This window comes from Pseudonocardia sp. ZF1 (genome assembly GCF_056835605.1).
Genome location: NZ_JAJNBY010000002.1, coordinates 44,926 through 69,575 on the forward strand (window position 1 = coordinate 44,926; position 24,650 = coordinate 69,575).

The following is a 24,650-nucleotide window of genomic DNA, read 5'->3' on the forward strand; positions in this document are numbered from 1 at the left end:
CGGGCCGCCCGCGGACCGCCCTGGAGGCCGCTCGTGTCCCTGACCGCCACCCGCCCCGCGTCGACGGACCCGGCGAGGATCGCCGTCTCCGCGCTCACCCCGTCCGGGGTGACCTCCCCGCAGGACTACCTGGACTGGTACGACGGCTGCACCCGGCGCAACCGCACCACCTCGACCCGGGTCCCCCTGGACCGGCTCGACGGGTGGGCGGTGCACCGCGAGACGGGCAACCTCGCCCACGTCAGCGGCCGGTTCTTCGTCGTCGAGGGGCTCGACGTCCGACGCCCGGGCGCGGCCGTCGAGCACTGGTCCCAGCCCATCATCAACCAGCCGGAGATCGGCATCCTCGGGGTGCTGGTGCGCGAGTTCGACGGGGTCCTGCACTGCCTGGTCCAGGGCAAGGTGGAGCCCGGCAACTGCAACGGCGTCCAGATCTCGCCGACCGTGCAGGCCACCCGCAGCAACTACACGCGGGTCCACGGCGGACGCTCCATCCCGTACCTGGAGTACTTCCGCGACCCGGTCGGCCACCGCGTCCTGGCCGACGTCCGCCAGTCCGAGCAGGGCGCGTGGTTCCTCCAGAAGCGCAACCGCAACATGGTCGTCGACCTGACCGGCGAGCCCGCGCCCCCGGTGCACGAGGACTTCTGCTGGCTGACCCTGGCGCAGGTGCACGCCCTGCTCGGCACGACCGACACCGTCAACATGGACCTGCGGACCGTGCTGTCCTGCCTGCCGTTCGCCGGGCCCGAGCCGGCGGCGCTGCTGCCGGGCGGCGCCGGGGAGTTCTCCGCCGCGGTGGCCCGCTCCTGCGACGAGGCCGCGCCCACCCGGCACACCTCCGCCGAGGTCCTCAGCTGGATCACCGGGGCCCGCACCCGGCACGAGATCACCGCCACCCGCGTCCCGCTCAACCAGCTGGAACGGTGGACCCACCGCGACGGCGAGATCGTCCACGAGGCCGGCCGGCACTACACCGTCCGCGGCCTGGAGATCGTCGCCGACGGCCGGGAGGTCGCCCGCTGGTCGCAGCCGATGTTCGCCCCGGTCGGCACCGGGTTGTCGGCGTTCCTGGTCCGGCGGGTCGACGGGGTGCTGCACGCGCTGGTCCACGCCCGGGTCGAGCCCGGGCTGATGGACGTCGTCGAGCTCGCCCCCACCGTGCAGTGCACGCTGGAGAACTACGTGCCGGGCCCGCGCGAGCTCCGCCCGGCCTTCCTCGACGCCGTCCTCGACGCCCCCGCGGGCGCCGTCCGGTACGACGTCGTGCTGTCGGAGGAGGGCGGCCGGTTCGACCACGCCCGCGTGCGCTACCTCGTCGTCGAGACCGACGAGGACGTCGATCCCGCCGACCGGCCGGACCACCGCTGGCTGCCGCTGCACCAGCTGGTCGGGCTGCTGCGGCACAGCCACTACGTCAACGTGCAGGCCCGGACGCTCGTGGCCTGCCTGCACAGCCTCGTCGGGGGCGGCGGGGCCGGCGCCGGCCGCGGGTGACCGCGGCCGGCGACACCACCGCCGGGCGCGCGCGGTCGCGGCGTCCGTGCGGTGGGTGTCGCCGGCACTCCCCCCTCGGTCGGCCGCCGCCCCCGGGGCGGCGGCCCGCGGCCGGCACGGGTGACCCGCACCGGACCGCGCGGCCGTGGGCCGCGGGCGACCCCGCCCGCGGCCGGGTCAGCGGCGGTGGGCCCGGGTCAGCGACTCGATGTCGCCGACGACCTCGTTCGGGGTCGGCATGGCCAGCATCCGGTCGCGCAGCCCCCCGGCGGCCGTGGTGAACGCCGGGTCGGTCAGCAGCCGGTGGACCATCCCGCGCAGGTCCTCGGCGCCCACCGTGGACGGGTGTGCGCAGAGCCCCGCACCGAGTTCGGCGGTCCGGGTGCCCTTGACCCACAGGTCGCCGTGCCGGATGGGCAGGACGGCGTGCGGGACGCCGTGCAGGACGGCGGTCGACCAGGTCCCGAAGCCGCCGTGGTGCACGACGGCCGAGCAGCTGCCCATGATCGCGTGCAGCGGCACGAACTCGACGACGCGCGTGTTGGCGGGCACCGTCCCGACCTGCTCCTGCTCCGCGGCGGTCAGGGTCGCGACGACCTCGACGTCGAGGTCGGCGAGCGCGTCGAGGGACTCCCGCAGCGGCACGAACGTCGCCCCGAGCGCGGTGGCGAACGAGGTCCCCGGGGTGAGCAGGACCCGCGGCCGTTCCAGCGGCTCGTGCACCCACGGCGGGACGACCGCGCGCCCGTTGTAGGCGGTGTAGCGCATCGGCACCCGCTGCAGGGCGCCCAGGTCGAGCTGGACCCCCGGCGGCACCTGGTCGATCGAGAAGTCGCCGGTGAGCAGCTGCTCGTCGAAGCCGGCACCGACGGCGTCCAGCTGCGGCTCGAGCCACTCGCGCAACGGGTCCGCGCGCTCGTCGACGGGCCGGTCGGCGGCGAGCCCGAGCAGGACCGAGCGCATGGTCGTGTAGAGGTCGACCGTCCACAGCAGCCGGGCGTGGGCGGCGCCGACGGCGGCCGCCGCGACCGCGCCGGCGTAGGTCAGCGGGTCCCACACCACCAGGTCGGGCCGCCACCACCGGGCGAACTCGACGAGGTCGTCGACGATCGGGTCGTTGTAGGGGGCCAGGCCGTAGGGGACGCCCGCCTGGTACTTCAGCAGGACCTGCTCCCAGGTCTGGCGGTCGGCGAACGGCTCGCTCCAGTCGGCCATCTCGTGCTCGACGGTGTCCTGGGCGCCGAGCAGCTCGTGGTAGGTGTGGTCCTTGCCCACCTCGACGGCGGTGAGCCCGGCCGAGACGGTCGTCTCGGTGATCATCGGCGAGCCCGCCAGCCGGACCTCGTGTCCGGCGGTGGCCAGCGCCCACGCGAGCGGGACCATGGTGGAGACGTGCGAGCGCTCGGCCATGGTCGTGAACAGGATGCGCACGGTCGACCCTCCGGTCGGTGTGTCGTGTGCCGCCGGGCGGGCGGCGGTTCAGAGCCGGTCGAGGACCTCGCGCAGCGCGTCGATCACCGTGTCCTGGGTGCCGGTGGGCAGGCTCGGGTACATCGGCAGCGAGAAGATCTCGCCGGCCAGCTTCTCGGTGACCGGCAGGTCGCCGGTGCCGTAGCCGAGGTGGGCGAAGCCGGTCATCGTGTGCACCGGCCACGGGTAGCTGATGTTCAGCGCGATGTCGCGCTCGGCGAGCCCGGCGAGGATCCGGTCCCGCTCGGGGTGGCGGACCACGTAGACGTAGTGGACGTGCTCGTTGCCCGGGTTGGCGGCGGGCAGGACCAGGTCGGTGTCGGCGAGGGCCTCGGCGTAGCGCGCGGCCACGGCCCGGCGGCCCGCCAGGTAGGCGTCGAGGCGGGTGAGCTTGCGACGCAGGATCTCGGCCTGGACCTCGTCGAGGCGGGCGTTGTGCCCCGGCGTCTCGACGACGTAGTACACGTCGGCCATGCCGTAGAAGCGGCGGCGGCGCACGGTGGCGTCGACCTCGGGGTCGGCGGTGACGACGGCGCCGCCGTCGCCGTAGGCGCCGAGGACCTTGGTCGGGTAGAAGGAGAACGCGGCGGCGGCGCCGAAGGTCCCCGCGAGCCGCCCGTGCTGGGTCGCGCCGTGCGCCTGCGCGCAGTCCTCCAGGATCGGGAGCCCGGTCTCCTCGGCGACGGCCTGCAGGGCGGTCATGTCCACGCACTGGCCGTAGAGGTGCACCGGCAGCAGCGCGCGGGTCCGGTCGGTGACCACCTCCCGGACCCGGTCGACGTCCATCAGGAAGTCGTCCTCGTGCACGTCGACGAACCGCGCGGTCGCGCCGACCTGGTCGATCGCGACGACGGTCGGCGCCGCGGTGTTGGAGACGGTCACGACCTCGTCACCGGGGCCGACGCCGAGCGCGCGCAGGGCCAGCACGATCGCGTTGGTGCCGTTGTCGACGCCGACGCAGTGCGGCAGGGAATGGTAGGCGGCGAACTCGGACTCGAATTCCTCGACGCTCGGGCCGAGCACCAGCCGACCGGACCGGAAAACGGTCTCGACGGCGTCGAGGACGTCCTCCCGCTCGGTCTCGTACTCGGGCAGGTAGTCCCACACTCGGGTGGTCACGTGACATCCTCCGAATGGTCGGCGTGGATTCGGCGCGCAGTTCTGCTCCGCGAATCCAGCTCAATCCATGCGGCCCGGGCCGACAACCCCTACGACACCCCTGACCCCGCTACAGCCAGCCGCGCTCCTCGGCGATGCGCAGGGCCTCGCCGCGGGTCCGGGCCCCGGTCTTGCCGATCGCCGAGGACAGGTAGTTGCGCACGGTGCCCTCCGTCAGGTGCAGCTCGGCCGCGGCGGCGGCCGCGGTCCGGCCGTCGGCGACCACCCGCAGCACGTCGCGCTCGCGCTCGCTGAGCGGGCTGGCGCCGATCGTCAGGGACTCCGCGGCCAGGCCGGGGTCGACGACGCGCAGGCCCTGGTGCACCCGGCGCACGGCGTCGACCAGCTGCTCGGGCGGAGCGTCCTTCACGACGAAGCCGGAGGCGCCGGCGGACATGGCCCGCGCCAGGTAGCCGGGCCGGCCGAAGGTGGTGCAGATGAGGATCCGGCAGGCGGGGTGACCGCGGTGCAGCCGCTCGGCGGTCTCCAGACCGTTCAGTCCCTGCATCTGCACGTCGAGCAGCACCACGTCGGGCGGGCGCCGCGCGACGGCCGCGAGGGCCTCCTCCCCGGACCCGACCTGGCCCACGACCGTGATGTCGCGCTCCAGGTCGAGCATGGCGGCCAGCGCGCCCCGCACCAGCGCCTGGTCGTCGACCACCAGGACCTCGATCATGACTGCTCCGCCGTTCCGCCGTCGTCGCCCGTCCGCCGCTCCCGCCCCGTGCCCGCGGCGGCCCGCACCCGGGTGCCCCCGCGCCGGCCCGGCCCGACCCGCACCGTGCCGCCGACCGCGGCCAGGCGCTCGCGCAGCCCGATGAGCCCGTTGCCCTCCGGTGCACCCGCCACGCCGCCCCCGTCGTCCTCCACCTCGACCCAGGTGCGGCCGAGCCGCACCACCACGCTGCCGGCGCCGGAGTGCCGGACGGCGTTCGTCACGCACTCCCGCAGCACGTGCGCGAAGACCCGCTGCAGGTGCGGCTCGACGTCGTCGACCGAGGTCGGCAGGTCGTCCTCGATGCCCGCCGCGCGCAGGGTCTCGCGCACCCCGGCGAGCTCGGCCGCCAGCGAGGTCTCGCGGAACTCCGAGACGGTGCCCCGGACGTCGCCGAGCGCCTGGCGGGCGAGCCGTTCGACGTCGCCGATCTCGCTGCGGGCCTGCGCCTCCGCCCCCGTCTCGAGCGCCCGCCGGGCCAGTCCGGCCTTGATCGTGATGGTGGTGAGGCTGTGCCCGAGGATGTCGTGCAGGTCCCGCGCCACGCGCTGGCGTTCCCGCACCACCGCCAGCGCCGCGACCTGGTCGCGCGCCGCCTGCAGCTCCTCGTTGGCCTCGGTGAGCCGGACCAGGAGTGCGACCGTCGCGGTCACCGAGACCAGCACGACGACGTTCGCGAACTGGTCGGCGAGCGCGCCCGCCTCCCACGCGGTGATGCTGAGCCCGGCGGCGACGACGGAGGTGACCACCACGATCACCCAGGTGGGCATCAGCGCCGCGACGATGCCCAGCCCGCACAGCAGCACCCAGGAGTTGCCGATGCCGGTGAGGCCGACGAACGCGACGCCCGCCGCGACCAGCACCATGCAGAACACGCCCCGGGTGACCTCGCTCATCCGCACCGAGAGCGGGACCGCGAGCACGCAGGCGAGGGTGTAGAGCACCCCGAGGACGGTGGCCGGGCCCCGCAACGCGGCGTCGACGTGGCCGAGCGCGTCCAGCCAGGCGGGTACCAGCACCAGGCTGAACCCGCCGCCGAGCAACGGCGCCACGACGCGCGCCCCGCGGTCCCGGGACAGGGCGCCGTCGTTCGGCCACATGGGGTGACGATATCCCGGCCCGGTGCCGATCCCCGTCAGGTGCGCGCGGAGTCGCGCCGGTACCGCCACACCACCGCGCAGGACAGCGCGACCGTCCACCCGAGCAGGATCAGCGCGGCCGTACCGGGACTGCGGCCGGGCAGGATCCCGGCCCGGCCCAGCTCGGCGAGCCAGTAGCTGGGGACGAAGGCGGCGATGTCGTTCCACCAGCTCGGCAGCATCTCCAGCGGCATGAACAGGCCACCGAACATCGCGAGCAGCAGCATCGCCATGATCACGAAGTTCTGCACGTTGTCCTTGGTGGCGACCTGCCCGATCAGCAGGCCGAGCACCGCGAACGGGAGCGCCCCGAGCCAGATGAACAGGGTGACGTGCACCCAGCCGGAGAGGTCGAGCCGCACCCCTTCCAGCACCACGGCGACCACCGGCACGACGATCGCGGTCGGCAGCGCGACCGCCATCGCGACGGCGACCTTCCCGACCAGGTAGCCGAAGCCCGACAGCGGGGTGAGGCGCAGCTGGCGCTGCCAGCCCGCGACCCGTTCGTTCACCACCCGGGTCCCGATCAGCAGACCCGCGGTCATGACGCCCCAGGCGGCCATGCCGACCATGACCGTCCGCGGGAAGTCGCCCGCGGCCGGGTCGCCCCCGGCCACGTCGGTGAACAGCATGACCTCCAGCAGGTAGAAGCCCGCCGGGAAGCCGATGGTGAACAGCAGGGTGCCCGGCGCGCGCAGCGCCCGGCGGATCTCCAGGTACAGGTAGCCGGGGTCGACGCCGAACCCCGCACGACGCGGGGTCCGGGCGCGGTCGCGGGTCCGGGTGGTCATGCCGTGGCCCCCTTCTCCTCGGTCGGGGTGGGCCCGGTGGCGCCGGTGAGCGCCACGAAGGCCTCGTCGAGGCTGACCCCGACCACCTCGATGTCGTGGGCGTCCGGGACCTCCTGCACCAGGGCCCGCAGGGTGCGGTCGGAGTCGGAGCTGATGAGCCGGACGCTGCCCTGGCGCAGCTCGGCGTCGACCACGCCGGGCAGGGCCCGCAGCACGTGCTCGGGCGTCTCGGGGACGGCGGCGCGCACGGTGCGCCCCGCGGCCAACGACCGCACCTGGGCGACCGAGCCGTCGGCCACGATCCGGCCGGCGCGCAGGAACACCACCCGGTCGGCGAACTGCTCGGCCTCCTCCAGGTAGTGGGTCGCGAACACGACGGTGCGACCGGTGCTGGTCAGTTCCTGCATCGACTCCCAGAACGCCCGCCGGGTGACGACGTCCATCGCGGCCGTCGGCTCGTCCAGGACCAGCAGGTCGGGGTCGCTCACGACGGCGAGGGCGAACCGCACGCGCTGGCGCTGCCCGCCGGACAGCTTGGTGGTCGGGCGTCCGGCGAGGTCGGAGATGCCGGCCGCGGCCAGGGCGCGGGACACCCCCATCGGGGTGCGGTGCAGCGAGGACACCATGCCGACGACCTCGCCGACGGTCGCGTCGTCGAGCAGCGCGCCGCCCTGCAGCATGGCCCCGACGGTGCCCGCCCGGACGGCGTCGGCCGGGGAGGCACCGAACACCGTCACCTCGCCGCGGTCGGGTGTGGTCAGCCCCAGGACCATGTCGATGGCGGTGGACTTCCCGGCCCCGTTCGGGCCGAGCAGCGCCACCACCTCGCCCGGCTCGATGCGCAGGTCGATCGCGTCGACCGCGCGCACGGCCCCGTAGTCCTTGCCCAGTCCGCTCAGCCGGACGGCCGCGGCCCCGGGCGGGCCCGACACGGCGTCCCGCCCGGCGGCCCTCACGACATCCCCTGTGGTCATACCCTCACCTTCGTCCGGTTCGTCCGCGTGAGCCGGTCCCGGACGTCATCGACGTGGGCTGACGATCGTCACGGGTCTCGCGGCGGCAGGTGTGCCGTCGCCGATCGTCCGGTGGCCCCGGGGAGCGCGGACACCCCTACCCGGATCGGGGGCGCCGATTCTGGGGTTGGCCGCGGCCACCGGGCCGACCTACTTTTCGACCATGACCGAATGCCAGATCTGCGGCGGCCAGGTGACCGAGCTCGTCGATTTCGGACGGCAGCCGCTGTCCGATGCATTCCGCGTCCCGAACGATTCCTCGGAGGAGTTCTTCTTCCGTCTCGCGGTGGGCCTGTGCGATTCCTGCACGATGGCGCAGCTGATGGAACAGGTCCCGCGCGAGAAGATGTTCCACGAGGACTACCCGTACCACTCGTCGGGCTCGACGGTGATGCGCAAGCACTTCGAGCTCACCGCCCGGCACTTCCTGGAGACCGAGCTGAGCGGACCGGACCCGTTCGTCGTCGAGATCGGCTGCAACGACGGCATCATGCTGCGCACGGTCGCCGCACAGGGCGTCCGGCACCTCGGGGTGGACCCCTCCGGCGGCGTGGCGGAGGTGGCGCGCGGGCTCGGGGTGCAGGTGCGCACCGCGTTCTTCGAGGAGACCACCGCCCGGGAGATCGCCGCGGAGCACGGCCCCGCGGACGTGGTCTACGCGGCCAACACGATCTGCCACATCCCGTACCTGAACTCGATCTTCCGCGGCCTCGACGCGCTGCTGCAGCCCTCCGGGGTGTTCGTGTTCGAGGACCCCTACCTCGGCGACATCGTCGAGCGGACCTCGTTCGACCAGATCTACGACGAGCACTTCTACCTGTTCACCGCCCGCTCGGTGCGGGCGATGGCCCGCCGGCACGGCTTCGAGCTCGTGGACGTGGAGCGGCTCCCGGTGCACGGCGGCGAGGTGCGCTACACCGTCGCCCGGGCCGGGTCCCGGCCGGTGGACGCGGCCGTCGAGGCGCTGCTCGCCGAGGAGGCGGCGCGCGGACTCGGCGAGCCCGCGACGCTGCGCGCGTTCGGCGACGCCGTCGCCCGGATCCGCACCGACCTCGTCGCGCTGCTGTCCGAGCTCCGCGCGCAGGGCAAGCGGGTCGTCGCCTACGGCGCGACGGCCAAGAGCGCGACCGTCGCCAACTACTGCGGGCTCGGCCCGGACCTGGTCGAGTTCGTCTCCGACACGACCCCGGCCAAGCAGGGCCGGCTCACCCCCGGCACGCACATCCCCGTCCGCCCGCCGGAGGCGTTCGCCGAGGACCACCCGGACCACGCGCTGCTGTTCGCCTGGAACCACGCCGAGGAGATCATGGCCAAGGAGCGGGCCTTCCGCGACGCCGGCGGCCGCTGGATCCTCTACGTGCCCGACGTCCACGTCGTCTGATGGTCAGGCCGTTCCGGTTCGGGGTCTGCCTGATCGCCGAGGGGCGCTCCCGCGCCGACCTCGTCCGCACCGCCCGGAGGGCGGAGGACCTCGGCTACGACCTGGTGGCCGCCGCCGACCACGTCAACCTGTGCTCTCCGCTGCCCGCGGTGGTGCTGGCTGCGGAGGCGACGTCGCGGGTGCGGGTCGGGACCTACGTCCTCAACGCCTCGTTCCACGAGCCCGCGCTGCTGCGCCGCGACGTCGCCACGCTCGACCGGTTCACCGACGGGCGGCTGGAGGTGGGGCTGGGCACCGGCTACGTGCCATGGGAGTTCGAGGCCGTGGGCCGGCCGTGGGCTCCCGCCCGCGAGCGCGTGGACCGGCTGGCCGCGGCCGTCGAGGCGCTCGACGCACCCCCGGACGGGACCGACCTGTCGGTGTACCGGCCGCTGCAGTCTCCCCGGCCGCCGCTGCTCGTCGGCGGGAACGGTGACCGCGTCCTGGCCCTGGCCGCCCGCCACGCCGACACCGTCGGGCTGGTCGGGACGACGTTCCGCCCGGAGATCGGCCGGATGGACCTGCTGGACCGCGACGCCCTCGCCGGCCGCGTGAAGTACGTGCGTGCGGCGGCCGGTGACCGGGACCCGCGGATCGACGTCCTGGCCAAGGCCACCGTGATCACCGGTGACCGGGCCTCGGCCGTGGTCGGGCTGCGCCGCTACGGGCGTGCGCTGTCCGACGACCAGCTCCTGGACCTGCCCAGCCTGTGGGTCGGGAGCCTCGACGCGATCGCCGAGCAGATGCACCGGCACCGGGAGGAGCTGGGGATCTCCTCGGTCACGGTCATGGAGCACGACCTGGAGGAGTTCGGCCGAGTGATCGCGCGCGTGCGATGACCGGCGCACGACCGTCCGCCGCACCGCGGACGGGACACCCCGTGGTGCCGGCCCCCTCCCCGGGCCGCGACGGTGACCCGCCCGCCGGGGTCGGTCCCCGGTCGGACGGCCGGCCCGGCCCGCAGCACCTCCTCGGGCTCCTGTTCGACACCGGCAGCGCCGGCCCGGTCGGCGGCGACGTACCGGGGGTGCACGGGGCGCGGGGCCGGATCCAGGGCCGGCCGGCCTACGGGTTCTGCATCGACCCGGGCGTCCGGGGCGGGGCGATGAGCCGGGCGGGGTGCGCCCACATCGTCGGCGTCATCGACGCGGCGTGCCGGGAGGGCGCCCCCGTGGTCGGCCTCTGGCACTCCGGAGGGGCGCGGATCGACGAGGGTGTCGACGCGCTCGACGGCGTCGGCTCGGTGTTCCGGGCCATGGTCCGCGCGTCGGGCGTCGTCCCCCAGATCTCGGTGGTGCTCGGCCCGGCCGCCGGCGGCGCCGCGTACGGGCCCGCCCTGACCGACGTCGTCGTGATGGCCGACGAGGGCCGGATGTTCGTCACCGGCCCGGACGTCATCCGCCAGGTCACGGGCGAGCGGATCGGCATGCGCGACCTCGGGGGGCCCGCCGTGCACCACGAGGAGTCCGGGGTGGCCCACGTGCACGCGCGCGACGGCGACGCGGCCGTGGGGACGGCCCGCCGGCTGGTCGGGCTGCTGCGCGAGCCGGACCCGCGCGACCTGACGCTCCCGCCCGACCGCCCCGCACTTCGGCGGGCCCTCCCGGAGCGCGCGGTGCGGGCCTACGACGTCCGCCCCCTCCTGCGGATGCTCCTCGACGACGACGGCCTCGAGCTGCAGCCCGACCGCGCCCCCAACATCGTCACCCAGCTGGGTCGGATGGGGGGCCGGACCGTCGGGCTGGTGGCGAACAACCCGATCCGGCTCGGCGGCTGCCTCACCGCGAGGGCGTCGGAGAAGGCCGCGCGCTTCGTGCGGATGTGCGATGCGTTCGGGGTCCCGGTCGTCGCCGTGGTCGACGTGCCGGGATACCTCCCCGGCTCGGCGGAGGAGCACGGCGGCGTCCTCCGGCACGGCGCGAAGCTGCTCCACGCCTTCGCCGGGGCGCGGACCCCGAGCGTCACGGTCGTGACGCGGAAGGCGTTCGGTGGCGCGTACCTGGCCATGAACGCCCGGTCCATGGGGGCCGGTGCCGTGTTCGCCTGGCCGGGCGCCGAGATCGCGGTGATGGGCGCGGAGGCGGCCGTCGGCATCTTGCACCGCCGCACGCTCGCCGAGACCCCCGAAGCCGCCGTCCCCACGCGTCGTGCCGAGCTCGTCGCCCGGCAGCGCGAGACCACGACGCTGGACCGGCTGGTCGCGGGCGGGTATGTCGACCGCGTCATCGACCCCGCCGAGACCCCAGCACGGATCGTCGAGGCACTCGACCTCGCTCCGGGCGACCGTTCCGACCAGCGCAACATTCCTCTGTGAAGGTAGCCAATGACGATGAACGGACAGAACGCGGAGACGACGCCCCCGGCCGGGAAAACGCTCGCGGCCGTGGGTCCGGAGATACCGGGCGTGGTGCTCGGCGTCTCCGTCCAGCCCGGTACGGCCGTGGCACCGGGTGACGTGCTCTGTTTGCTGGAGTCAATGAAGATGGAGATACCGGTCGTCACGTCGCGGGCGGGTCGGGTCGTGGGCGTCCACGTAAAGACGGGCGACTGGGTCGCGACCTACGACGCAGTAGCGACGATTGAGCTAGGGAGTGTCTCTTAACCCGGTCGTTCGGGGGTGTTTCCAGCACACGGTTGCAGCTCGGCCAGCTCGGCCTTCTCACCGGTGCTCAAGCCCCCTCTCGACGCGGCCGGTGTCGACGTCGTCAACGGCCATCCACCGGCGCAGACAGGACTCGCTGATGCCGAGGTCCTTCGCGATCTGGATGACAGGCTGCTCGCCGGCACGAGCGAGCTCGACAGCACGAGCGAGCTCGACAGCACGGCGGCGGAGCTCCGGAGGGCGTGGTGCAGGCATTCGACGGACTCCCTTCCCGAGCGATGATCGCTCAGAACAGGTGTCCGAGGAAGCGGGTCACGATCCCTTGTAGTAGGTGGTAAAGACGGTGAAGTTGCCGGGGTAGGTGGTCTTGGTGCGCCGGTCGTTCTTGCCGTAGGCGTGGGTGGCCGACATGCCGGGCTTGGGCCGGCCTGGGAGGTAGGAGATGTCGCCGAGCGGAGCTTCCTGCTAGGTGACAGAAGCAACGTTATGTTGCGTAGCATCTCGATGCGGGCGCACGGGCATCTCTGTCGTCGCATAGAGCGCCCTGTCAGGTAGTGGACACATCTGCGCTAGACTCGGTGGTATGTCGGAGCAGGTAGACGATGCGGGACACGCCGAGGTCGTCGTCAATCGGGACGGTCGGATCCTGATCCCCGCGCAGGTGCGTCGTGACCTGGGGTTGGATGCCGGGTCGACGCTGTTGCTGTCGGTTGAGGACGGGCGGGTGGTGATGGAGTCCCGGGCGCAGCTGGTCGCGCGGATGCGCCGGGAGATCGCCGCGGAGTGGCAGGGCGACCCGCAGGACTCGGCTGCCGACGAGCTGATCGCCGAGCGCCGGGCCGAGGCCGCGACCGAGGACACCTCCTCGTGACCGGGCCGGACCGGGCTGCGGTCAGCGAGTCCCCTGGCTCCCGCGGCCCGGCGGTGCTGGACGCCTCGGCGGTGCTGGCCTGGCTGCGCGCCGAGCCCGGCGCCGATGTCGTCGAGAGCTACCTTGAGGCGGCGGTGATCTCGGCGGTGAACCTGTCGGAGGTCTACCAGAAGCTGGCCCAGCGCGGCGTCGACGCCGACCGCACCCTGCGCCAGCTGCGCACCCTGGGCATCGGCATCGAACCGGTCACCGCCACCGACGCCGTCACCGCCGCGACCCTGTGGCCGGTCACCCGGGCGGCCGGGCTGTCTCTGGGCGATCGGTGCTGCCTGGCTCTGGCCACCCGCCTCGCCGGCCCGGCGGTCACCGCCGACACCGCTTGGACACAGCTCGAGGTCGGGGTGACTGTCGTACCCATTCGGTAGAACACGACGACGGCACCGCGGGGTCAGGCCCGGCGGGATCCCTCCGCGCGCCGGAGCGCCTCGTGCAGCCCCGGGTAGCTGTAGTACTCCGCGTGCCCCTCGGTCGACTCGCACTTCGCGGCGAAATCGCCGAAAGGACCGGTCACGTCCGGCGGAGTGGTGTATGAGATCGACTCCGCGTGATCTTGGTTCGGGATTCTAGGCGGTTATTGCCTCGGTTGTCATGAGTGCCTCGCTGCCGGTCGGTGCGGCTTCGGTGGTGACGATGCGGATGCGTGAGCGGGCCAGTAGATCGAGGCCCATGTAGCGGCGGTTCTCGGTCCACTCATCACTCTGTTCGGCCAGGACGGCGCCGACGAGGCGGATCAGGGAGTCGCGGCCGGGGAAGATCCCGACCACGTCGGTGCGACGGCGGATCTCCTTGTTCAGTCGCTCTTGAGGGTTGTTCGACCAGATCTGGCGCCAGACCTCGCGCGGATATGCGGTGAACGCCAGCAGCTCATCGCGGGCGTTGTCGAGGTGCTCGGCTGCGTCGGGCCAGCGCGCGGTGAGAGTGTCGACCACGCGTCCGTACTGGGCTGTGACGGCGTCGGCGTCGGGCTGGTCGAAGATCGTGCGCACCTGCGTAGCGACATGCGGCTGCGCCGACTTCGGAACACGGGAGAGCAGGTTACGCAGGTAGTGGGTGCGACACCGCTGCCACGCCGCACCCGGCAACGCCGAGGCGATCGCCGCCACCAAGCCGGGATGGGCGTCGGAGATGACGAGCTGGACCCCGGACAGGCCGCGGGCGACCAGACCGCGCAGGAACGCCAACCAGCCCGCTCCGTCCTCGCTGGAGGCCACATCCAGGCCGAGGATCTCGCGGTGCCCGTCGGCGTTCACCCCGGTCGCGAGCAGCGCGTGCACGTTGACCACCCGGCCGTCTTCGCGGACCTTCACCGTGAGCGCGTCGACCCACACGAACGTGTACGGGCCCTGGTCGAGCGGGCGCTCGCGGAACGCGGCGACCTGCCCGTCGAGGTGGGTGGCCATCTCGCTGACCTGCGAACGCGACAGCGACTTCACCCCGAGTTGTTCGGCCAGCTTCTCCACCCGCCGGGTGGAGACACCGAGTAGGTAGGCCGTGGCCACGACGGTGACCAGGGCCTGCTCGGCGCGGCGGCGGTGGGTCAGCAGCCAGTCCGGGAAATAGGAGCCCTGGCGCAGCTTCGGCACCGCCAACTCGATCGTGCCCGCTCGGGTGTCCCACTCCCGGGCCCGGTAGCCGTTGCGCTGGTTCGTCCGCTCGCTGCTGCGCTCGCCATAGCCGGCCCCGCACTGCTGATCGGCCTGCGACGACATCAACGCGTTCGCCATCGTCGCGATCATCGTCTGCAACAGATCCGGCGACACACCCGCCGAGGCGAACTCCTCGACAAGCTGGGCAGGGTCCACACTGTGTGGTGCGGCCATCGTGGTGGTCCTTCCTGGAGTTCCTTGGTCGGTACTCGAGAAAGATCACGCGGTGGCCGTCTCACGTCACGACGCCACGCCGCTCACCAGCGACGAACCCGTACACCACCTCCGCGGACGTAACCAAAGGACCGAACCGGGTGTCACCAAGGTGGGCCGTCGCGTGGAACAGCTGCACAGCCAGGCCGGGCATCTCCACGGCCTGTCGGCACTCGTTGTTGTCGTGCCAGCTGCATAGCGCTTCGTGCAGGGTCTCGACGGTCAGATACTCCGCGTGCTGGACGAGCATCCGCCCCACGGCTTCTCCGGTCCGCCAGCTCCCGGCGGTCTGCAGCGCAGTGATTACGGCCGGAACGAAATACTCGGCGGCACGCTCGGCCATGACGTTGCGTTTGTGGTGATCATCGAGCTGATCGAACTGCAAGGCCAGGGCTGGCAGCCGGTCCCGTGCCTGCTTGCTCGCCACGACCGCGAGACTGGCTGCCACGTCGTGCGGTAGGGGCTCCCACGGCGCCACAGTGATCGGCCTGCTCAACTGCGCCTGAAACCGGTCGGCGAGCGGCTGGTCCACGGCCGACCAGAAGTAGTCGTGGTCCGCCATCCGCACCAGAACCCGCAGCTGGGTCGTAGCGTCGAGGGTCTGCAACTGCTCTTGGCAGTGGCCCACGGCGTCGCGCACTGTGTCCCGATCCCGCTCGGCAAGAGCCTGCAGCGCCACCGCCATCCGATCGGCGTGCTCGCTCGGCGAGATGACACCGTCCGCCGCGAGTTCGAGCATCGCCGACTTGGCCGCGAGTTTGATGATGGAGTTGCGGGTCGCCACGCGGGTGCGGTCATGGAATGTCGCCTGCACGTGCAACGCAGACGGCGCCCACATCGGGTCACAGATGTAGCTCTTGAACTCCTCGATCAGCTTCTTGCCCTGCGTCGGAGGATGGACCAACAACGTCGTCAGGGCGACCGCGAGATGTGCCCGCCCGACCTCGGCGCGCGGGGTGTAGGCCTCGCCGGCCGCCCGCAGCGACGGGTGCGCGCACAGGTGGCGGTCTTCCCGGATCCGGTTCAGCTCCCGGCCGTCGATCGTGTCGATCAGCTCGAACTTCACGGCTTCGTCGACCAGCATGCCCTCGATCTTCTGCATGGCGGTGACGCCCTCGGGCCTCAGGCCGTGCTCTCGGGCGGTCTCCACCTTGTGCCGGAACTGCTGGGCCTGGGCGTCGCCTTCATCCGCCAGGCGGACCAGCTTCCCGATGATGTCGGCACCGACTGCCGACCAGGTCGCGGCGATGCAGGACCGGATCGCACCGGCGTTGTAGCAACGCCACGCCTCCTCCGCGAGGGGCGGACGTCGGGGCTCCACACCTGCGCGATCAGCGTCTCCAGATCAGATGCCACCAGCGCCTCCATCCCATGATCAGTTCAGCGCCAAGGAGCCGGTGTCCGTCAGGCGTTCGCACCGTCTGTCGTCGAGACCGCTCCGAGCGTGACAATGGCCAGATCACACGACGCCTTTTCAGCGGTCCACCGCTGTCGCGGCGCGGGTCCCCAGCGAGGTCGGCCCGGCTCGCTACCGTCGCGGATCGTGTCCGATCACCAGCAGCGCGAGCTCACCGCCGCGGCCGCGGCCGCCGGGCTGGTGCCCGTCACCGACCTCGACGGCGGTCCGCTCTCGGCCGAGGAGGCCGCCTACGGCCAGGCCTCGAAGGCCGCGGCGACCATCGAGGCCTACCGCGCGGATTGGCAGGAGTTCTGCGACTGGTGCGCCGGCGCACACCATGCGCCTGCACCCGCCCCACCGGCCGCGGTCAGCGGGTACCTGACCGCCCTGGCACGAGCCGGGGCGAAGGTCTCCACCATGAGCCAACGCATGGCCGCGATCCGGTTCTTCCACGCCTTGCAGGACCTGCCCGACCCGACCAGCCCGGCCCGGGTCACCACGGTCTGGGAGGGCATCCGCCGCGTCCATGGCGCCCCACCCGACCAGGCGCCGCCGCTGATGCCCCCACAGCTGTTCGACCTCGTCGCAGCCACCGCCACCACCCGCGAGTTCCGCACCCGCCCATCCGAGCCCGACCTCGCCGGCGCCCGCGACCGCGCCCTGCTGCTGATCGGGTTCTTCTCTGCGCTGCGCTGCTCCGAACTCTGCGCGCTGACCGTCGACAACGTCCTGCCCCACGAGCGCGGCCGGACCCTGGTCATCCCCTCGTCGAAGACCAACCAGCGCGGCGAACAGACCGAGCTCGTCGTCCTGCCCTACGCCAGCCACCCCGATGCCTGCCCCGTGCGCGCCCTCGACGCCTGGCTCCAGCTCTCCCGGATCACCGAGGGCCCGCTGCTGCGCCGGGTCTCCACCGGCAACCGGCCGGCCTCCACCGGGCTTCATCGGGCCTCGGTCAACCGCCGCATCACCGAGCTCGCCACTGCGGCCGGCCACGCTGCGCAGGGCTACTCTCCGCACTCCCTTAGAGCCGGGTTCGTGACCTGGGCACATCTGCGCGGTGCCTCCGACCGCGAGATCGCCGCCCAGACCCGACACCGCTCCCTGGCCTCGGTCGGCGGCTACGTCCGCGTGCAGACCGCATGGAGCTCTAACGCCGACACCAACATGGGGTTGTAGTCCCTCGAACCTGCGGAGGCGGAGCGCCGCTGGCACGAGTGGGGTGATCCCCGCGGGTTGCCTGGGTAAAGAGCAGTTCAACAACGTTGATGATCCGCAGGTCCGAGCGCTAATGACGGGGTGACGCGGCCGATAAGCGGTACGTGACTACGCCGCAGAGCCCCTACCAGGGCCACCCCCAGCAGCAGCCCTACTACGGCCAGTACCCGCCCCAGCAGGGCGGCCAGTACCCGCCGCCGGGCTACCCGCCCCCGCAGAGCCAGTACCCGCAGTACAACCAGGCCCCGCAGATCCCGCCGCCCGCGCCGAAGAAGAAGCGCACCGGGCTCAAGGTGACCCTCGGCATCCTGGTCGCGATCGTCGTCATCGCGATCGCCACCGGCGGTGGCGGCGACGAGCAGGCCCCGGCCACCGCCTCGGGAGACGCGAACGCCGCCCCTGCCGCCGCCGGTTCCCCCGCGAGCGGGGACCAGTCGGTGAAGTTCGGGCAGGAGGCCACCTCCGGGGACCTGGCCATCTCGGCGTCCGCGCCGGAGAAGGTCACCGAGTTCGGCATGACGCAGGCGTGCTCGACGGTCACCTACAAGAACAACGGGTCCAGCCCGGCGTCGTTCAACCCGTTCGACTGGAAGTTCTCCACCCCGGCCGGGGTCGAGGCGTCCGCGTCGATCCCGTTCAACGCCGGCGCGAAGGCCCTGAACTCCGGTCAGCTCGCCCCGGGCGGCACCACCTCAGGGATGATCTGCGGCGACCAGCAGACCACCGACGTCAACGCGGTGAAGTACGCGCCCTCGTTCAGCTTCTCCGACCCGATCACCTGGACGAACTGACCACCCTCCCCCCGAGCTGCGCGCCGAAAGCCGGGGTAGTCACGCACAACGACACGGCGCGCAACCGAGGCCCCCGCTGCAGCAGCCCTGCGGCGGGGGCCTCGTCATCTCCGCGGCAGTACCCCGCCGCCATCGACACCGCCGCGGCCAGATCTCCAGGCGCAGGCGGACCCCGAGGGGCTCGCGTGGGGCTGCCGTAGCGTCGCGGCGATGCCTCCTTCCACCTCCGCCCCCTCGACCAGCCAGGGGCGCCGTGAGCTGGGAGACTCGCTGGCCCTGACGCTCACCTCGGTCTTCAACTCCGTCGCCGGCCTTCTCGGGTTCCTGATCGCGGCATGGGTGATGCCCCAGGACGAGGTCGGGCGGGCGACAGAGTTCGTCTCGGCCATGCAGCTGATCGGCGGCGCGGCCCAGCTCAACCTGGGTATCGGCATCATGAGGTGGCTGCCCGGGCAGGCCGCAAGTCCGTGCGGCTGGTGTTCGGCAGCCTGTTGCTGATCATGCCGTTGTCCGGGCTGGCCGGGCTGGTCTACGGGCTGCTCGTCCCGAGGGTGGCGTTGGTCGCCGCCGGCGAGGGCTCCTTCGGGTTCGGCCTGTTGCTGCTGGTGCTGGGCTGTGCCGGGTGGGGCGTGTTCGTCGTGCACGACTTCGTCATGGTCGCCGCGGGCCGGCCCTGGCTGGCGGTCTGGCGTAGCGGGACCTTCGCCGTGGCCCGGATCGTCCTGCTCGCCGTGCTCGGGGCAGGCCTGGCCTCGCAGGGCATGGTGCTGTCCTGGGTGATCCCGGTCGTGGTGTGGATCGGGGTCGGCACGATCGTGCTGTGGTTCCTGGTCCGCAGATTCGCCGCCGCGGGCGGGCCCGGTGTCCTGCCCAGCCGGGCCACGATGGCCAGGTTTCTCGCCCCGACCGCGGTGGCCCAGCTCGGGGCGGTACTTCTTTACAACCAGATCCCGTTGCTGGCGAACTTCCGGATGGGCAACGCCATCGGCGCGGTGTTCTTCATCGCCTGGCAGGCCACCGTCGTCATCGACACCGCCGCGGTGTTCTTCACCAACTCCCTCGCTGTGCAGACCGCGCGCGAGCCTCACCGCGCTGTCGAGCTCGCCCGCCGGACACGACGCCGCATGCTGATGCTGTTCGTCCCGCTCCTCGCCCTGGGCGCGGCCCTGGGCTGGCCGGTGCTGCGGATCCTGGGGCCCGGCTACACCGTTGGTGCGCCGATCATCGCCGCGCTCATGGTCGGTGTGCTGTTCCGGCTCGTCGTGGTGTTCGAGCTGGCTCGACGCCAGGCCGACGGCGACGGCACCGGCTACGCCCGCCTGTCACTGAACCCTTTCCAACCTGGTGATCATGCGGGTTGGTGTGTCCGGCGTGGCGGGCCTGGAAAGTAGAAGAGCCCCTGGTAGACGAGTGATTGCCTAGATCGACTCGTTGTCCACCAGGAGCTCCGGTGCTTTCCTACCCGTCCGCGCTGTCGGTGTCCACTCGCGCGCTGATCACCTTGACCAACGCCCTTCAGCGCAGCCGCAACCAGCGCGGTACCCGCTGGCGGCGACTCCCGGTCGGTCGCCACGCCCTGCTCGCCCTGGCGCACCTGCGCAAGGGCGAGACTTACCCCGACCTCGCCGCCGGGTTCGGGATCGGCACCACCACAGCGTTCCGCTACGTCCGCGAGGCGATCGACGTCCTCGCCGCCCAGGCGCCCACCTTGGCCGAGGCGGTCGCGGTCGCGCTGCGCAAGGCGTTCGTGATCCTCGACGGGACCCTGCTGCGGATCGACCGGGTCGCGATGGCCTCGGGCCGGGACCGCCCGTACTACTCGGGGAAATGGAAGTGCCACGGCATGAACGTGCAGGTCATCAGCGACCCGGCCGGGCGTCTGGTCTGGGCGTCGCCGGCGCTTCCCGGTGCGCGGCACGACATGGGTGCTGCCCGCGCGCACGGGATCATCGAGGCCCTCACCGCTGCCGGGGTGCAGGTAGTCGCCGACAGCGGATACCGCGGCGCCGGCCCGGTGTTCCAGCTGCCGCAGCGACGCCGCCCCGCAGACCGACACACCGGCGAGCGCCGACGGCTCTCACAGGCGCAGCGGGAGGTCAACGCCGCCCACGCGGCGCAACGCGGCCCCGGTGAACGCGCGAACGCGATGTTCAAGAGCTGGAAGATTCTGCGGAAGATCCGGTGCTGCCCGCAGCGGACCACCGCGCTGGTCAACGCGATCCAGACCCTCATTCTCGCTGGCTGACGCCAAGTGGAAAGAGTTCACTGCTCAACTGCGGGTTGGTCGTCGCCATCGCCTCACTCACCCCGCTTCCGGACCCGGCAACGACACACCCCGCGCTGGTCATGCTGCCCCTCGTCCTCGGCTACGTCGTCGTTCAGGCCGCCTTCGCCACCGCCCTGACGATCACCGACCGGCTGGCTCAGAACCGCCTCTCGACCCGATCATCTCCTCAGATGCCCAGGTGACCATTCGCGGCCCTTCGATGACAGGTGCGGCAGATATGCTGGAGCCGGGGTTCCGCAGCTAACGTGTGATCTGGTGCATGATCACGGGCGTTGGTGCAGGTCAGCGGGGTGAGACCTGGTCCGGTCGTTCGAAAGCCCTAGTAACACGACTTAACCCGAGATAGGGCCGTTGAGCTGCTACGGACCGTGTAAGGTCTGGTGGCGTGTTCGTGCGTACGTCGACCCGGCGGAACCGGGACGGGTCGAAGGTGTCCTACCTGCAGTTGGCGCACAACGAGTGGGACCCGACAGCGAAGACCGCGCGGACGAAGGTGCTGTACTCGTTCGGCCGGGCCGATCAGCTCGACCGGCCTGCGATCGAACGCTTGATCGCCGCGCTGACCCGGGTCGTGGGCGTCGAACCCGCCGCGGTCGGCCCGGATCGGGCGCGGGCGGTCGGGGTGCCGGGGCTGGAGTTCATCGAGTCCCGCCCGCTGGGCGGGGTGTGGCTGCTCGACGGGCTGTGGCATCGGCTGGGGATCGACACGCTGCTGCGCCGCCTCGCCGCCGGGACCTCCGGCAGATCAGGGGGGAGATCACGGCGGGATCCGGTCGTGGAGCGGGTGCTGTTCGCGCTGGTCGCGAACCGGGCGTTGGCGCCGTCCTCGAAGCTGGCCGCTACCGGCTGGGTCGCCCATGACGTGCACGTTCCCGGTCTGGACACGGTGTCCGACGATGCCTGCTACCGGGCCATGGACTGGCTGATCGCGGTGGAGGACCGGCTCGCGCGAGGAGTGTTCGACGCGGTCGCCGACCTGCTCAACCTGGAAGTGGACCTGATCTTCTTCGACACCACCAGCACCTACTTCGAGACCGAGGACGCCGACGCCCCAGTCTGGCGCGACCAGCATGGCCGCCCCGTCGAGCAGGACGCCGGGCAGGACGCCGAACGGGCAGATGGCGGTGAGCGCGCTGAGCCGCCGCCGGGAGCGGCGGGACAGGCCGGGTTCCGCACCCACGGCAAGTCGAAGGACTCCCGTGACGACCTGCCCCAGGTCGTGGTCGGCATGGCCGTCACCCGGGACGGGATCCCGGTGCGGGTGTGGTGCTGGCCGGGCAACACGTCCGACTCGCCGCTGATCCGCCAGGTCAAGGACGACATGCGGGACTGGACGCTGGGGAAGGTCATCTGGGTGGCCGACCGCGGGTTCACCTCCAAGGAGAACCGGCGTCACCTGTCCGCCGGCGGTGGGGGCTACATCCTCGGTGAGAAGTTACGCTCCGGCTCGGCGGAGGCGACCGCCGCGATGGCCCGGCAAGGCCGCTACCAGGAGGTGAACGCGAACCTGCGGGTCAAGGAAGTCAAGATCTCCGAGACCGAGCGGTTCGTGATCTGCCGCAACCCCGACGCCGCCGACCGGGACGCCGCGGTCCGTGCCCGGCTCGTCGACCGCCTGGAAGCGATGATCGCCGGCTCGGACCGGCTCTCACCGTCGAAGCGTGCCGAGCTGCGCGGGGTGATCTCCACCAAGGGTCACGTCCGCGGAGCTGGTGTATGAGATCGACTCCGCGTGATCTTGGTTCAAGTTTAGGCGGTCATCGCCTCGGTTGTCATCGGCGCGCCGGTGGCCTGTGCGGGTTCGGTGCTGATGATGCGGATGCGGGACTTGGCGAGTAGTTCCAGGCCCATGTAGCGGCGGCCCTCGGTCCACTCGTCGCTCTGCTCGGCGAGCACGGCACCGACCAGGCGGATCAGGGCCGGGCGGCTGGGGAAGATCCCGACCACGTCGGTCCGGCGGCGGATCTCCTTGTTCAACCGTTCCTGGGGGTTGTTCGACCAGATCTGGCGCCAGATCTCCCGCGGGTAGGCGGTGAAGGCCAGCAGCTCGCCGCGAGCGGCGTCGAGGTGCTCGGCCGCCTCGCGGTACTTGCCATCGAGGGCGTCGACGACACGGTCGTACTGGGCGGTGACGGCGTCGGTGTCGGCCTGGTCGAAGATGGTGCGGACCTGGGTCGCGACGTGCGGCTGCGCGGACTTCGGGACCCGTGTGAGCAGGTTGCGCAGGTAGTGGGTGCGACACCGCTGCCAGGCCGCGCCTGGCAGCGCCGACCCGATCGCGGAGACCAGCCCGGGATGGGCGTCGGAGGTCACGAGCTGGACCCCGGACAGCCCGCGCGCGACCAGCCCGCGCAGGAACGCCAACCAGCCCGCGCCGTCCTCGGCCGAGGCGACGTCCAGGCCGAGGATCTCGCGATGCCCGTCGGCGTTGACCCCGGTCGCGACCAGAGCGTGCACGTTCACCACGCGGCCGTCCTCACGGACCTTCACCACCAGCGCGTCGACCCAGACGAACGTGTAGGGCCCGGCATCGAGCGGGCGTTCCCGGAACGCTGCGACCTGCGTGTCGAGGTGGGCGGCCATCTCCGAGACCTGCGAGCGCGACAGCGACTTGACCCCGAGCTGCTCGGCCAAGCGTTCCACCCGACGGGTCGACACTCCGAGCAGGTAGGCCGTGGCCACGACGGTGACCAGAGCCTGCTCGGCGCGGCGGCGGTGAGTCAGCAACCAGTCCGGGAACATCGAGCCCTCCCGCAGCTTGGGGATGGCGAGCTCGACGGTGCCGGCGCGGGTGTCCCACTCCCGGGCCCGGTAGCCGTTGCGGCGGTTGGTCCGCTCGGGACTGCGTTCGCCGTAGCCGGCGCCGCAGACCTGATCGGCCTGCGCCGACAGCATCGCGTTCGCGACCGTCGTGACCATCTGCCGCAACAGATCCGGCGACGCGTCGGCCAGCTGCTCCTCCAGCAACCGCGCAGGGTCCATCATGTGTGGTGCGGCCATCGTGGTGATCCTCTCCGTGAGTTCCTTGGTCGGTACTCATGAAGATCACGCGGTGGCCGTCTCACGTCACGACGCCACGCCGCTCACCAGCGAAGAACCCGTACACCACCTCCGGGGACGTGACCCCACCAAGCCCGGGCTGAACCGGTTCCTGCGCGTCACACCGGGCGGGCTACTACGCATAGATGCCGCCAAGATCGCCGCCGACGCGAAGCTGGATGGCAAGTACCTGCTGCGCACCAGCGACCCGCACCTCACGACGGAGGACATCGCGCTGGGCTACAAGCAGCTGTTGGAGGTCGAGCGCGGCTGGCGCGACATGAAACAGGTCCTCGACCTGCGCCCGGTCTATCACCGGCTCGAGGACCGCATCCGCGCCCACGTCCTGCTCTGCTGGCTCGCGCTGCTGCTGGCCCGCATCGTCGAGACCCGCGCGCACACAAGCTGGCCCCGCGCCCGCACCGAGCTGCAGCGCCTGCACGTCGGCACCTTCACCGGCCCGGCCGGGATGTTCCGCCAGACCAGCCAGCCCAGCACCGAGGCCCGCCGGCTATACACCGCCCTCGACCTCGCGCTGCCACCGCGGATCCTGCACCTCGACCCCGAGCAGCCCGCAACGCGCTGACCAGGCACAACACCTACGCCTAGTGACACGACATGTCACCAGGCCGACACCTGTTTGCCCAGCTCAGACCCCACATTCGGGCACTTTCACCCGGCCGACAGCTGCGGAACCCCGGTCTACCGGCCCGCGGCCGGGCAGACCGACCGGCACCCGCGGCTGGCGTCGGCGATGACGCGCCCGATCCGCTGGGACCTGATCGCGCAGCAGTACGACCAGATGATCAAGTACGCGACCGCGATCCGCACCGGCACCGCGAGCACGGAGGCGATCCTGCGCCGGTTCACCCGCGCGGCCTCCCATCCGACCTACCAAGCGATGCTGGAGCTCGGCCGCGCCCAGAAGACCATCTTCGTCGCCCGCTACCTGCGCACCCGGGAGCTGCAGCGCGAGATCAACGCCGGGCTCAACGTAGTGGAGTCGTGGAACCGGGCGAACTCGGTGATCGCCTACGGCAAGGGCGGCGGGCTCGCGACGAACAGGCGCGACGAGCAGGAGATGATCGTGGCCTGCCTGCGGATCCTGCAGGCTGCGCTGGTCTACGTGAACACGCTGATGCTCCAAGACGTCCTTGACGACCCCGACTGGGCCGACGGCCTGTCGCCGGCCGACCGGCGAGGCCTGTCCCCGCTGTTCTGGACCCACGTGCTGCCCTACGGACAGGTCCACCTCGACATGACCGCGCGGCTACGCCTGCGGACCTGACCACGCCAGAGGGCTGCCCTGGCGATCCGACGT

Annotated in this window: 22 protein-coding genes and 3 pseudogenes; 15 read left to right on the forward strand and 10 right to left on the reverse strand. The window is 71.9% G+C overall.

Annotated elements, in window-relative coordinates; genetic code table 11:
- Positions 1–33 precede the first annotated feature (33 nt).
- Positions 34–1,497, forward strand: coding sequence for an NDP-hexose 2,3-dehydratase family protein (locus ZF1_RS27375; RefSeq protein ID WP_482638771.1), 1,464 nt, complete (start codon positions 34–36; stop codon positions 1,495–1,497).
- 177 nt (positions 1,498–1,674) lie between these two features.
- Here the strand turns inward: ZF1_RS27375 and ZF1_RS27380 are convergent, their stop codons facing one another.
- The 6 genes from ZF1_RS27380 to ZF1_RS27405 form a co-directional block, all read right to left on the reverse strand.
- Entirely contained in the window at positions 1,675–2,928 is a 1,254-nt protein-coding gene (locus ZF1_RS27380; RefSeq protein ID WP_357439920.1) for an activator-dependent family glycosyltransferase, read from the reverse strand.
- 48 nt (positions 2,929–2,976) lie between these two features.
- On the reverse strand, positions 2,977–4,086 hold the full coding sequence (locus tag ZF1_RS27385; protein WP_482638772.1) for a DegT/DnrJ/EryC1/StrS family aminotransferase: 1,110 nt from the start codon (positions 4,084–4,086) through the stop codon (positions 2,977–2,979).
- 109 nt (positions 4,087–4,195) lie between these two features.
- Positions 4,196–4,801, reverse strand: coding sequence for a response regulator transcription factor (locus ZF1_RS27390; RefSeq protein ID WP_357439914.1), 606 nt, complete (start codon positions 4,799–4,801; stop codon positions 4,196–4,198).
- Positions 4,798–5,940 (reverse strand): sensor histidine kinase, encoded by a 1,143-nt coding sequence (locus tag ZF1_RS27395; protein ID WP_357439911.1) that lies wholly within the window; start codon positions 5,938–5,940, stop codon positions 4,798–4,800. The genes ZF1_RS27390 and ZF1_RS27395 overlap by 4 nt, the downstream gene beginning before the upstream one ends.
- A gap of 35 nt (positions 5,941–5,975) precedes the next feature.
- A complete protein-coding gene (locus tag ZF1_RS27400) occupies positions 5,976–6,770 on the reverse strand; it encodes an ABC transporter permease (protein ID WP_482638773.1) in 795 nt (264 codons plus the stop codon).
- A complete protein-coding gene (locus ZF1_RS27405) occupies positions 6,767–7,744 on the reverse strand; it encodes an ABC transporter ATP-binding protein (protein ID WP_482638774.1) in 978 nt (325 codons plus the stop codon). Before ZF1_RS27405 ends, ZF1_RS27400 begins: the two co-directional genes overlap by 4 nt.
- Positions 7,745–7,946: 202 nt before the next feature.
- Between ZF1_RS27405 and ZF1_RS27410 the strand changes: the two genes are divergently transcribed.
- From ZF1_RS27410 to ZF1_RS27435, 6 genes are all read left to right on the forward strand, one after another.
- Positions 7,947–9,164, forward strand: coding sequence for a class I SAM-dependent methyltransferase (locus ZF1_RS27410; protein WP_482638775.1), 1,218 nt, complete (start codon positions 7,947–7,949; stop codon positions 9,162–9,164).
- Positions 9,164–10,042 carry an LLM class oxidoreductase gene (locus tag ZF1_RS27415; protein WP_482638776.1) on the forward strand — a complete coding sequence of 293 codons (879 nt, stop codon included), beginning with the start codon at positions 9,164–9,166 and terminating at the stop codon, positions 10,040–10,042. The genes ZF1_RS27410 and ZF1_RS27415 overlap by 1 nt, the downstream gene beginning before the upstream one ends.
- A gap of 41 nt (positions 10,043–10,083) precedes the next feature.
- The gene (locus ZF1_RS27420) at positions 10,084–11,517 is read left to right on the forward strand and encodes an acyl-CoA carboxylase subunit beta (protein WP_482638777.1); all 1,434 of its coding nucleotides are present in this window, start codon (positions 10,084–10,086) and stop codon (positions 11,515–11,517) included.
- Between the two features lie 15 nt (positions 11,518–11,532).
- Positions 11,533–11,805, forward strand: coding sequence for an acyl-CoA carboxylase biotin carboxyl carrier protein subunit (locus ZF1_RS27425; protein WP_357439895.1), 273 nt, complete (start codon positions 11,533–11,535; stop codon positions 11,803–11,805).
- A gap of 583 nt (positions 11,806–12,388) precedes the next feature.
- Positions 12,389–12,676 (forward strand): AbrB/MazE/SpoVT family DNA-binding domain-containing protein, encoded by a 288-nt coding sequence (locus ZF1_RS27430; protein ID WP_482638778.1) that lies wholly within the window; start codon positions 12,389–12,391, stop codon positions 12,674–12,676.
- Positions 12,673–13,101, forward strand: coding sequence for a type II toxin-antitoxin system VapC family toxin (locus ZF1_RS27435; RefSeq protein WP_482638779.1), 429 nt, complete (start codon positions 12,673–12,675; stop codon positions 13,099–13,101). The genes ZF1_RS27430 and ZF1_RS27435 overlap by 4 nt, the downstream gene beginning before the upstream one ends.
- 23 nt (positions 13,102–13,124) lie before the next feature.
- Here the strand turns inward: ZF1_RS27435 and ZF1_RS27440 are convergent, their stop codons facing one another.
- The 3 genes from ZF1_RS27440 to ZF1_RS27450 all read right to left on the reverse strand — a co-directional run bounded on the left by ZF1_RS27440 (position 13,125) and on the right by ZF1_RS27450 (position 15,916).
- Positions 13,125–13,247: a hypothetical protein gene (locus ZF1_RS27440; protein ID WP_482638780.1), complete on the reverse strand. Its 123-nt coding sequence runs from the start codon at positions 13,245–13,247 to the stop codon at positions 13,125–13,127.
- A 52-nt stretch (positions 13,248–13,299) separates the two neighbouring features.
- Positions 13,300–14,556, reverse strand: a complete 1,257-nt coding sequence (locus ZF1_RS27445) for an IS256 family transposase (protein WP_073574061.1) — start codon at positions 14,554–14,556, stop codon at positions 13,300–13,302.
- 61 nt (positions 14,557–14,617) lie between these two features.
- Positions 14,618–15,916, reverse strand: a complete 1,299-nt coding sequence (locus tag ZF1_RS27450) for a hypothetical protein (RefSeq protein ID WP_482638781.1) — start codon at positions 15,914–15,916, stop codon at positions 14,618–14,620.
- A gap of 222 nt (positions 15,917–16,138) precedes the next feature.
- On the opposite strand from ZF1_RS27450, the gene ZF1_RS27455 reads away from it, so the two are divergent.
- The 6 genes and pseudogenes from ZF1_RS27455 to ZF1_RS27480 all read left to right on the forward strand — a co-directional run.
- Positions 16,139–17,173, forward strand: coding sequence for a site-specific integrase (locus ZF1_RS27455; RefSeq protein WP_482638782.1), 1,035 nt, complete (start codon positions 16,139–16,141; stop codon positions 17,171–17,173).
- A 143-nt stretch (positions 17,174–17,316) separates the two neighbouring features.
- Positions 17,317–18,003 (forward strand): DUF4352 domain-containing protein, encoded by a 687-nt coding sequence (locus ZF1_RS27460; protein ID WP_482638783.1) that lies wholly within the window; start codon positions 17,317–17,319, stop codon positions 18,001–18,003.
- A 210-nt stretch (positions 18,004–18,213) separates the two neighbouring features.
- Entirely contained in the window at positions 18,214–18,501 is a 288-nt protein-coding gene (locus ZF1_RS27465) for a hypothetical protein (RefSeq protein WP_482638784.1), read from the forward strand.
- On the forward strand, positions 18,444–19,394 hold the full coding sequence (locus ZF1_RS27470; RefSeq protein WP_482638785.1) for a hypothetical protein: 951 nt from the start codon (positions 18,444–18,446) through the stop codon (positions 19,392–19,394). The genes ZF1_RS27465 and ZF1_RS27470 overlap by 58 nt, the downstream gene beginning before the upstream one ends.
- A gap of 59 nt (positions 19,395–19,453) precedes the next feature.
- Entirely contained in the window at positions 19,454–20,248 is a 795-nt protein-coding gene (locus tag ZF1_RS27475) for a transposase family protein (protein WP_482638786.1), read from the forward strand.
- 427 nt (positions 20,249–20,675) lie between these two features.
- Positions 20,676–21,983: pseudogene (locus ZF1_RS27480) on the forward strand (IS1634 family transposase); the annotation flags it as partial.
- Positions 21,984–22,039: 56 nt separating this feature from the next.
- Here ZF1_RS27480 and ZF1_RS27485 read toward each other — a convergent pair.
- On the reverse strand, positions 22,040–23,290 hold the full coding sequence (locus ZF1_RS27485) for an IS256 family transposase (RefSeq protein WP_281010701.1): 1,251 nt from the start codon (positions 23,288–23,290) through the stop codon (positions 22,040–22,042).
- 109 nt (positions 23,291–23,399) lie between these two features.
- Between ZF1_RS27485 and ZF1_RS27490 the strand changes: the two are divergent.
- Together ZF1_RS27490 and ZF1_RS27495 are read left to right on the forward strand one after the other, a co-directional pair.
- Positions 23,400–23,915: pseudogene (locus tag ZF1_RS27490) on the forward strand (IS1634 family transposase); the annotation flags it as partial.
- 114 nt (positions 23,916–24,029) lie between these two features.
- Positions 24,030–24,617, forward strand: a pseudogene (locus tag ZF1_RS27495) (Tn3 family transposase); the annotation flags it as partial.
- Positions 24,618–24,650 lie beyond the last annotated feature (33 nt).

Coding starts and splice junctions, on each gene's coding strand:
- ZF1_RS27390 (WP_357439914.1), bottom strand. CDS start 4,801: ATGATCGAGGTCCTGGTGGTCGACGACCAGGCGCTGGTGCGGGGCGCG.
- ZF1_RS27395 (WP_357439911.1), bottom strand. CDS start 5,940: ATGTGGCCGAACGACGGCGCCCTGTCCCGGGACCGCGGGGCGCGCGTC.
- ZF1_RS27400 (WP_482638773.1), bottom strand. CDS start 6,770: ATGACCACCCGGACCCGCGACCGCGCCCGGACCCCGCGTCGTGCGGGG.
- ZF1_RS27405 (WP_482638774.1), bottom strand. CDS start 7,744: ATGACCACAGGGGATGTCGTGAGGGCCGCCGGGCGGGACGCCGTGTCG.
- ZF1_RS27410 (WP_482638775.1), top strand. CDS start 7,947: ATGACCGAATGCCAGATCTGCGGCGGCCAGGTGACCGAGCTCGTCGAT.
- ZF1_RS27415 (WP_482638776.1), top strand. CDS start 9,164: ATGGTCAGGCCGTTCCGGTTCGGGGTCTGCCTGATCGCCGAGGGGCGC.
- ZF1_RS27425 (WP_357439895.1), top strand. CDS start 11,533: ATGAACGGACAGAACGCGGAGACGACGCCCCCGGCCGGGAAAACGCTC.
- ZF1_RS27430 (WP_482638778.1), top strand. CDS start 12,389: ATGTCGGAGCAGGTAGACGATGCGGGACACGCCGAGGTCGTCGTCAAT.
- ZF1_RS27445 (WP_073574061.1), bottom strand. CDS start 14,556: ATGGCCGCACCACACAGTGTGGACCCTGCCCAGCTTGTCGAGGAGTTC.
- ZF1_RS27465 (WP_482638784.1), top strand. CDS start 18,214: ATGCCTCCTTCCACCTCCGCCCCCTCGACCAGCCAGGGGCGCCGTGAG.
- ZF1_RS27485 (WP_281010701.1), bottom strand. CDS start 23,290: ATGGCCGCACCACACATGATGGACCCTGCGCGGTTGCTGGAGGAGCAG.